4 protein-coding genes and 3 pseudogenes are annotated in these 10,300 nt (G+C 41.6%); all 7 read left to right on the top strand.

Features of this window, described 5'->3' with window-relative positions:
* Positions 1-456: pseudogene (locus O9295_RS03970) on the top strand (transposase); the annotation flags it as partial.
* Between the two features lie 90 nt (positions 457-546).
* Positions 547-831 carry a DUF4347 domain-containing protein gene (locus O9295_RS03965; protein WP_287731603.1) on the top strand — a complete coding sequence of 95 codons (285 nt, stop codon included), beginning with the start codon at positions 547-549 and terminating at the stop codon, positions 829-831.
* Between the two features lie 253 nt (positions 832-1,084).
* The gene (locus O9295_RS03960) at positions 1,085-7,405 is read left to right on the top strand and encodes a DUF4347 domain-containing protein (protein ID WP_288031872.1); all 6,321 of its coding nucleotides are present in this window, start codon (positions 1,085-1,087) and stop codon (positions 7,403-7,405) included.
* A gap of 188 nt (positions 7,406-7,593) precedes the next feature.
* Entirely contained in the window at positions 7,594-8,223 is a 630-nt protein-coding gene (locus O9295_RS03955; RefSeq protein ID WP_288031869.1) for a PEP-CTERM sorting domain-containing protein, read from the top strand.
* 132 nt (positions 8,224-8,355) lie between these two features.
* A pseudogene (locus O9295_RS03950) lies at positions 8,356-8,859 on the top strand (hypothetical protein); the annotation flags it as partial.
* 89 nt (positions 8,860-8,948) lie between these two features.
* The gene (locus tag O9295_RS03945; protein ID WP_288031868.1) at positions 8,949-9,956 is read left to right on the top strand and encodes a GNAT family N-acetyltransferase; all 1,008 of its coding nucleotides are present in this window, start codon (positions 8,949-8,951) and stop codon (positions 9,954-9,956) included.
* 189 nt (positions 9,957-10,145) lie between these two features.
* Positions 10,146-10,300: pseudogene (locus O9295_RS03940) on the top strand (flagellar assembly protein H); the annotation flags it as partial.

Genomic DNA, 10,300 nt, shown 5'->3' with positions numbered 1-10,300 from the left:
ATGGCACACCTGAAAACAAAAGCGACTACTGGGAAGCTGCCACAACGGGAACAGTGGAAGTGGAGGTTAATCAGGGGATTATATGAAAAGGAGTTCGAGAGAGAACAGATAATTAAACTGTTTGAAATCATCGACAATATGATGACTTTATCCCCTGAATTGCAGTCAAGTTTAGAAAGTAAAATTAAACAATTTGAGGAGGAAAGAACCATGCCTTTAATGAGTAATATGGAGTTACGAGGAATGGAACGCGGTAAAGAAATTGGGGTGCTAGAAAAAAGCCGCGATGCCATAAAAACAGTTTTAACTGTGCGGTTTGGACAAATTTCTTCAGAAATTGAAGAGATAATCGGCAAAATGACTAACCCTACTATCTTAGAAGAGCTACTAAAATTAGCAGCTACCGCTAATTCTCTCGCAGAATTTAAGCAGTCTTTGGCAAAAATCCAATCCTAGAACTTCTTTAGAAAACGGGTTTCTTCAAGAAACTATTTAGAAACCCGTTTTCTTTGAGAAACCCGTTTTCTTTCTGTTGCAGTTAATGTCATGACTTTTCCCTTTTTGCCGATTCTTCCTGCTGTTGACCATATTTTATTCAATTTTGCTGAATCTGATGGCTTGAGTCAAGTTAATCAGGTGAATAGTGCGAGAAATCAAGGTTTAACCGCACCGGAGTTAAATACTGTAGTTTTCCTCGATGCTGATGTTACCGATTATCAAACCCTACAAGCTGGGGTAATCTCTGGAATCACCACCGTTATTCTCTCTGCCAAGGAAGACGGAATCGAGCAAATCACCGCTTTTTTACAACAAAATCCCCAGATTACCTAATTTGATTTTTCCTGATTCATGAATAAACCTGATGAGAAAAAAAAAAAAAAATAAGCATATTTTATATCCTATTGACGGTAGAAAAAAACGCTCTCAAGATGGTAGAAACGATTAATTGATGGTTTGACAGTCTTCAAGCCTAACCTAGACTGGCTGAGTTTGCGGAAAACAGGCTGACTCGACTGAATAAATAATAGCCAAGCAAATTGTGGGCATTGCCCACCCTACACCACTCACCAGGAACCCTTGTATTATGTCTCGCCAAACCAATCTCAACCAGTCCGTAGTTTTCCTCGATGCTGGTGTTACCGATTATCAAAGTCTCCAAGCTGGAGTAATTCCAGAAGTCGCCACCGTTATTCTCTCTGCCAATCAAGACGGAATCGAACAAATATCCGCTTTTTTACAACAAAATCCCCAGATTACCACGATTCACCTCGTTTCCCATGGTGCGCCGGGGTGCTTATATTTGGGAAATTGTCAACTTAATTTAACAAATATTTACGATTACCGCCAACAGTTACAGAATTGGGCAAAGATTAATCGTATTCTACTGTACGGTTGTCAGGTCGCGGCGGGAGATGCAGGAGAAGAATTTATTGAGAAGTTGCATCAGTTGACAGGTGCGACGGTGATGGCTTCAGCGACTCCTACGGGAAGTAGTCGAGGGGGAGGAAATTGGGAGTTAGAGGTAATAGTTTCTCGCCCTGAAAGTGAGCAAGATTTGAATATTTCCTTGGCGTTTGATGGGGAGACTTTAGCGACTTATGAGGGAGTATTTGCTCTTTCTTTAGTTGGAAGGTGGGATCGTTTAAGCTTTGCCAATGCGGTGACAGTAGTAGGTAACTACGCCTACGCGGTGGGGGATACACTAGAAATCATTGATATTAGTAATCCCAGTGACCCGATTTTCAAGGGGAATTACGATATTTCCGATGGTCAAGATGTACAAATAGTCGGTAGCTATGCTTATGTAGCTGATTTGTATTCAGGACTGACAATCATCGATATCAGTAACCCAGATACTCCCACCTTTGTCAGTAATTATGATACTTCTGCCAATTCTTATGATGTGGAAATAGTAGGCAACTACGCTTATGTGGCTGATGGAGGGTTGCTAATCATCGACATTAGCAACCCAGCCGCTCCCACTTTTGTGGATATTGATTATACTTCTGACCTTCCTTATGATGTGGAAATAGTCGGTAACTATGCTTATGTAGCCGATTATTGGTCAGGACTGCAAATCTTCGAGATTTTCAACCCAGCCGCTCCCACTCTTGTGGGTAATTATGATACTTATGGCAATGCTGAGGATGTGGAAATAGTCGGCAACTACGCTTATGTGGCTGATGGAGGGGGTGGACTACAAATCATCGACATCAGCAACCCAGCCGCTCCCACTCTTGTGGGTAATTATGATACTTCTGGCCTTGCTTATGATGTGGAAATAGTCGGCAACTACGCTTATGTAACTGATTATTGGGATTGGTCAGGAGAGACAATCATCGACATCATCGACATCAGCAACCCGACTACTCCCACTCTTGTGGGTAATTATGATACTTATGGCAATGCTGAGGATGTGGAAATAGTCGGTAACTATGCCTATGTTGCTGATGGAGGGGGTGGACTGACAATCATCGATATCAGCAACCCAGCCGCTCCTACCCTTGTGGATAATTATAATCCTTCTGGCTCTGCTAATGATGTGAAAGTAGTGGGGAACTATGCTTATGTAGCTGATGGGTTTTCAGGACTGCAAATCATCGATATCAGCAACCCAGCCGCACCTACTCTTGTGAGTAATCATACTACTTATGGCAATGCCTCAGGTGTGCAAATAGTCGGCAATTACGCTTATGTAGCTGATGGGCCGTCGGGACTAACAATCATCGATATCAGTAACCCAGCCGCTCCCACTTTTGTGAGTAATTATTATAATTATTATAATCCTTATACTTATGGCTATGCTTATGATGTGCAAATAGTAGGCAACTATGCCTATGTAGCTGATTATTGGTCAGCAGGACTGCAAATCATCGACATCAGCAACCCAGATACTCCCACCTTTGTCGGTAATTATGATGATACTTCTGGCTATGCTTTAGGTGTGCAAATAGTAGGCAACTACGCTTATGTGGCTAATGAGGTTTCAGGACTGCAAATCATCGACATCAGCACCCCAGATACTCCCACTCTTGTGGGTAATTATGATACTTATGGCAATGCCTCAGGTGTGCAAATAGTCGGCAATTACGCTTATGTAGCTGATGGGCCGTCAGGACTAACAATCATCGATATCAACAACCCAGCCGCTCCCACCTTTGTCGGTAATTATGATACTTCTGGCTTTGCTTCTGATGTGCAAATAGTAGGCAACTATGCTTATGTAGCTGATGGGTCAGGACTGCAAATCATCGACATCAGCAATCCAGCCGCTCCTACCCTTGTGGATAATTATATTACTTCTGGCTACTCTGCTTTAGGTGTGGAAGTAGTCGGCAATTACGCTTATGTAGCTGATTATTTTGACGGTTTGAAGATTATTGATGTAAGTGGCTTCAATAACCCATCGCCTTTACCAAGTGTCACCTTAGCAGTTTCCACCACCAGTGTTACTGAAGATGGGACAGCTAATCTCGTTTATACCTTCACCCGCACAGGAGACACAACCAATCCTTTGACGGTCAATTTTACAACAGTCGATGATACAGACTGGTGGAAAAGAGCCATCTTTAACACAGATTACAGTCAAACCGGTGCAGCCAGTTTCCCAAATTACTCAAGTGAAACAGGGACAGTGACTTTCGCTGCTAATTCTGCGACTGCAACTGTAACAATTGACCCCACAGCAGATACCACAGTTGAAGATGACGAAACCGTCAGCTTAACCCTCACTTCTGGGACTGACTATACAGTTGGGACAACTACTCCAGTGACGGGAACGATTCTCAATGATGATACCCGTGTTACCCTTCAGGTTTCTCCTAGTCTTGTTACCGAAGATGGGACAACCAACTTAGCTTACTTCTTCTACCGCGACGGTGTAACAACTAATGCTTTGACAGTTAACTATACAGTTGGGGGGACAGCTACCCTTAATACAGACTACAGCCAAACCGGTGCAGCGAGTTTTAATGGGACAACAGGGACAGTGACTTTCGCCGCTAATGCTAATAATGCTACCGTAACAATTGACCCGACAGTAGATAATATAGCTGACCCGGATGAAACTGTAACTTTAACCCTCGCTTCGGGGACTGGTTATACAGTGGGGACAACCACCACAGTGACGGGAACAATTAATGACGATATCAACCCCCCTACCCCCACTTTCATCAGCAAATATGATACTCCAGGATGGGTTTGGGATTTGAAAGTAGTGGGGAATTACGCATATTTGGCTGATTGGACTTCAGGACTGCAAATTATCGACATTAGCAACCCCACTAACCCCATTTTCAAAGGCAATTATGATACTGACGCTGCTTATGGTGTCGAAGTAGTGGGGAATTACGCTTATATAGCTGATGGGAGTTCAGGACTACAAATCATCGACATCAGTAACCCTAGTAATCCCACTTTCATCGGCAATTATGCTAATTTTGGTGCGGTTCTTCGTGTGCAAGTAGTTGGAAATTACGCATATCTGGTTAATAATGGGGCTTCATCACTGCAAATCATCGACATCAGCAATCCCACAAACCCCACATTAAAAGGCAGTTATGATGATGATTCTGACCCTGCTTTTGGTTTACAGGTAGTAGGAAATTACGCATATCTAGCTGATGGAGAGTCGGGACTGAAAATTATCGACATTAGCAATCCCACTAATCCCATCTTAAAAGGCAGTTATGATACTTCTTATGCTTTTGGTGTGCAAATAGTCGGTAACTATGCTTATGTAGCTGATTGGGATTCAGGATTGCAAATCATCGACATCAGCAATCCCACCAACCCCATATTAAAAGGCAATTATTATAGTTCCGGCGAGGCTGCTAATGTGCAAGTAGTAGGGAATTACGCATATCTAGCTGCCCAGTCGGGGGGTTGGGGGGGTTATGGACTACAAATCATCGACATCAGCAACCCTACTAATCCCACTATCAAAGGTAATTATAAAAACTTTTACTCTCCTTTGTCATATGCGTATAAAGTCCGTGATGTGCAAGTAGTCGGCAATTACGCTTATGCCGCCGGTTCAAACTCTCCTGGTGCAGGCGGATTGCAAATTATTGATGTGAGTGACTTCAATGATGTCAATGAATCTCCCACAGATGTCACCCTATCTAACAATACCGTCGCGGAAAACTCACCCCTAAATACCCTCATCGGTGACTTCACCACTACCGACCCCGATACTGGTAATACCTTCACCTATGGCTTAGTTACTGGGACAGGAGATACTGATAACAGTCTCTTTACCATCGACGGAAATCAACTCAAAACTAATACTCCTCTCGACTACGAAACCAAGAATAATTACAGTATCCGGGTTAAAACCACAGACCAAGGCGGTTTGTCTTATGAAAAACAACTCACCGTCAGTGTTAGCGATGTCAACGAAAACCCCTTCACCTTCCAATTAATCCTCCTAGAAGACAACAACAACACCCCGGGTAATATTATCACCGATAATATTATCAAAGGCTCTAGCTTCTTTGTCGAAATCCAACTCGGTGACATCCGTAATAACGCCCTTGGATTAATTGCAGCCTCCCTGAATATTAACTTCGCTGCTGATGTCATCCAAAATAATGATAACCCCTTCGATCCCACCGATCCCAATAGTCTCCTAGTTACCCCCAACTTTCCCCTATTTCGGCTTGGCACACTAGACAATAGCAGCGGTTTAATTACTAACCTTAGTGGTGCGGCTTTTCCTGTAACTGGAGAAGGTTCTGCTATTGGAGTTAACCAACTCTCTACCTTTAGTTTGCTTCGTTTCCAAGTTAACGGAACCAGAGACGACTCCCAACTGGTAATCAACCTTGATCCCAACCAAACTGGTTACAGTGATGGTAGTGTAATTGATCCTAACAGCATCACCCAAATCCAAACCACCCTCAATATTAATGATGCACCAATTGTAGATGCGATCACAACGACAAATCTACCCGAACTTAGTCCCGCTAATACCCTAGTTACCACCGTTAACGCCACCGATGACAACAAAACCGGACAAGCGGTAACTTTCTCCTTATTGACTGTCCCCACAGACAACAACAATAACCCTTTATTTACCATTAATTCGGCCACTGGGGAAATTACCCTAACCGCCGCCGGGTCAAGTATCATTGATTATGAAACTGGTCCCACCGTCTATACCTTAGGGGTTAAAGCCTCTGACGGTTATAAAGATTCACCTGAAACTACTTTCACCGTCAGTGTTAGCGATGTCAACGAAAACCCAACAAATCTCAACCTATCTAACAATACCGTCGCGGAAAATTCACCCCTGAATACCCTCATCGGTAACTTCACCACTACTGACCCCGATACGGGTAATACCTTCACCTATAGCTTAGTTACTGGGACAGGTTCAACTGATAACAGTCTCTTTACCATCGACGGAAATCAACTTAAAGTTAACGGACTTTTAGACTACGAAACCCAGAATAATTACAGTATCCGGGTTAAGACCACAGACCAAGGCGGTTTGTCCTATGAAAAACAACTAACCGTCAGTGTTAGCGATGTCAACGAAAACCCAACAAATCTCAACCTATCTAACAATACCGTCGCGGAAAATTCACCCCTGAATACCCTCATCGGTAACTTCACCACTACTGACCCTGATACGGGTAATACCTTTAGCTATAGCTTAGTTACTGGGACAGGTTCAACTGATAACAGTCTCTTTACCATCGACGGAAATCAACTTAAAGTTAACGGACTTTTAGACTACGAAACCCAGAATAATTACAGTATTCTGGTTAAAACCACAGACCAAGGCGGTTTGTCTTATGAGAAACAACTCACCGTCAATGTTACCAATATTCCAGAACAAAGGATATCTATTGATAAAAACGCGATTACTTTCGGGACTCCCCTCTCACAATATCGTCAAGGTTGGAGTAACAGTAACCTAGTTCGTCCCAAATTTGCCGATACATTCCGATACATTGACATCACCAATACAGGAGTTAACGACGAAGATATTCTCGCCATTTCCAACATAGAAGTTAAAGCCTCCAACGTTACCACTAACGCTGATTTCAGTCAGGGAGATATCTTACTCAATCCGGGACAAACTTGGCGTGTTCAATTAACTTATGCACCCACCGCAGCGCGAGAAAGCTTTAACCTCAATGATGGTTTAGTTATTCACAGTAACGCCATCAATAACACAGCCTATGATGTCGCCTTAACTGGTAAATCAACCTTTAACAGCGATATTACTTACAATGGTAAAGTAGATCGGGGTGACTTAGCACCATTACAAGCCGCTTTCAACAGTAGTATTGGTGGTTCTAAATACGATCCCACTGCTGATATTAATGGAGACGGTGGAATCAATTTAGGTGACTTCTTAGTCTTAACTTCTGACTACGGACTAAGCTTGATCTAACCTAAATTTCTGGCAACAATAGAGTGTAGGGTGCGTTAGGTCAAAAAACTAAAATTAACCATCCGCCGTAACGCACCACCTCTATCATTAAATTGAGGCATTACCCTATCGCACTTCACACCCTACGAGTGCTAGGAGTGATCTACAACCTGATTTCGTCTTATCCATTCACAAATTGACAGAAAATTATGCCTAATTTAGCCGTTGAATTTAATCTGATAGAAGACATCGCAGGAACCCCCGGTGGATTCCTTAATCAAAATAATCCCTTAAATATAGGCGATCGCTTTTTTGTGCAAGTCTTAATGAGGGATATTCATAGTAATCCTATCGGATTAACTGGTAGTGCTATCAATCTCAATTTTGAAGCCAACAAAATCCAAAATATTGACATTCCTTTTAATCCAGTTGATGATAATAGTCCCTTAGTTACTTCTAAATTTCCTCTCTTTCGAGGAGGAACCTTAAATAACATTAATGGGACAATTACCGACTTAGGGGGAGCATCTTTTCCTCCTACCAGTTTAGGTTCACTCTTGGGACTGAATCAACCAGAACAATTTAGCTTAATGCACTTTCAAGTTATTGGAAAAGGTAGCTCTAATTTAATCCTAAATGTAGATTTGAGTCAAACAATTTTTGCTGATGGAACCTTAGCCGCTAATGATACAACTAATCCAAGTCAATTCATTCAAATTGTTCCTATTGTCCCCGCAAATTACACTGTAACTATACCTGAACCCAGTCTAAATATAGGTTTATTTATCCTACTAGGCGTTATACCTGTTCTCAAGAAACAGTATGCCAAAAGAGTGTAGGCTGAGTGTTTGCGGCTATCAATTCCGTCAAAAAAACAAAATTAACAATCCGCCGTAACGCACCACCTCTATTATTAAATTGGTGCGTTACGCTATTGTGCTTCATACCCTAGAAGTAAGCGGACAACTCAAATGAACCGAACAACCGCCAATTATGATGAACCCTGGAAAGAAGCTTTAACCGAGTATTTTGAAGCGTTTTTCTAGAAAACGAGTTTCTTGAAGAAACCCGTTTTCTGGACTTTAAGACAAAAAAACGTTTTGCTGACAAACTCTATTCAGTTATCAGTTATCAGTTATCAGTTATCAGTGACTAATTGGAAGCAAGTAGCAATCCCTTTGCTATAATCGTCATGGCACACCTGAAAACAAAAGCAACTACTGGGAAGCTGCCACAACGGGAACAGTGGAAGTGGAAGTTAATCAGGGGATTGTATGAAAAGGAGTTCGAGAGGGAACAGATAATTAAACTGTTTGAAATGAAAATATGATGACTTTATCCCCTGAATTACAGTCAAGTTTAGAGAGTAAAATTAAACAATTTGAGGAGGAAAGAACCATGCCTTTAATAAGTAATATGGAGTTACGGGGAATAGACGTGGCAAGAAAATTGGCGAGGAAATTGGGGCTTTACAAACTGGTGGTAATTTTGTAATATCAGTTACCAGTTATCATTTATCAGTGACTACTTATCTGTTGCCAAAGCAGACTTGTCAGAATATAGTATGGAAAACAAGCATAATCTTGGCGAAACTATGTATCATCAACGACTAGCTAGACCTGAAGATGCAATAGCGATCGCTCCTCTTTGGCGAGATTTTGCTCAAAGGCGATCGCAAGCTGATCCCTCGATGAATCTGAAACCTGATTTTGACTATGAAGGATATGTGAGGTATCAGCTTAAAAAACCGCTATCTTTCGGTTTTGTCTTGGAATATGAGCAGCAAATCGTCGGGTTTCTCTTTACTTATGTTTATGATGAGACCCCACCTCCCCAGATTTCTGCTTTGGAAATGTGGGAAAATCCTTTCATTCCCCGTCGTGTGGGTGCAGTTTTGGGGATGTATGTTAAAGAAAAGCACCGCAAACCAGACACGATTAATTTGTTGATTAAAGCGGCGATCGCTAAAGCGGAAGAACTAAAGGTTAGCGATATTGACTTATTAATCAGTATAGATCAGCAAGGGATTCAGGTATTATTAGAACGCTTGGGCTTTGTTAAGGCAGCGATTCAATATACAAAACATTTTAACATATCGGGGACGAATTTACCAAATTTACACCAGGCTCATTTAAGGCTAAGAGAAAAGGAAGTTATACCGACTGGAACAATTGTTTTAAGGGATATAAAAACTCAAGAAATTGTTAAGAATTCTCAAGGAAAGCCAATTTTTTTAGAGCCAGTTAGGGATGCAGCAGGAAAGGCTTTGACGAGTTCGATGGGTTTACCGATTTATCCTCTCCCTTTACGAGATCCGAATACTCATAATTTGGTCTTTGATGAGGAAGAAAATCTCATCTTATGTCCTATCTTACAAGAACTAGGGGGTGAGGTAGTAGAATTTGGAGGAATCCCTCAATTTTGTCCACCTCTTTATGAACAAATAGCTGGGAAATTATGCTTAAAGCAAGATAGTAATGGCAACTATGTTTTTGCAGAAGTAGAACGGGATGAGTCGGGAAAAATTAGGCGATTACCGGAAGGAAAACCACTCTTTAAATCGACCAATTGATGTTTAAACTCTCTGGAAAACGGGTTTCTTGAAGAAACCTGTTTTCTGTGGGTTTTTTGCGGGAAGCATCCCCCTATGCTCCTAGGTTAAAGGGGTAAAGTCATAACAATCTGTTGCCAAAACCGACTTTTCAGAATATAATAGAGAAGAGTAGTCATTCATCGCTCAGATTAGTTAAGATGATATTACATGACTAATAATACTGACCATGATCGCTTATTTAAGGAGTTAATCTCCACCTTTTTTGTCGAATTTATTGAGTTATTTTTTCCTCAATTAATCGATTATTTAGATAGGGACTCGATTACTTTTTTAGACAAAGAAGTATTTACCGATGTCACGGA

Source organism: Microcystis sp. LE18-22.4A, from assembly GCF_027531105.1.
GTDB lineage: Bacteria > Cyanobacteriota > Cyanobacteriia > Cyanobacteriales > Microcystaceae > Microcystis > Microcystis aeruginosa.
Note: the sequence above shows the minus strand (reverse complement) of the source record. Positions and strands in the feature narration are given on the sequence as shown.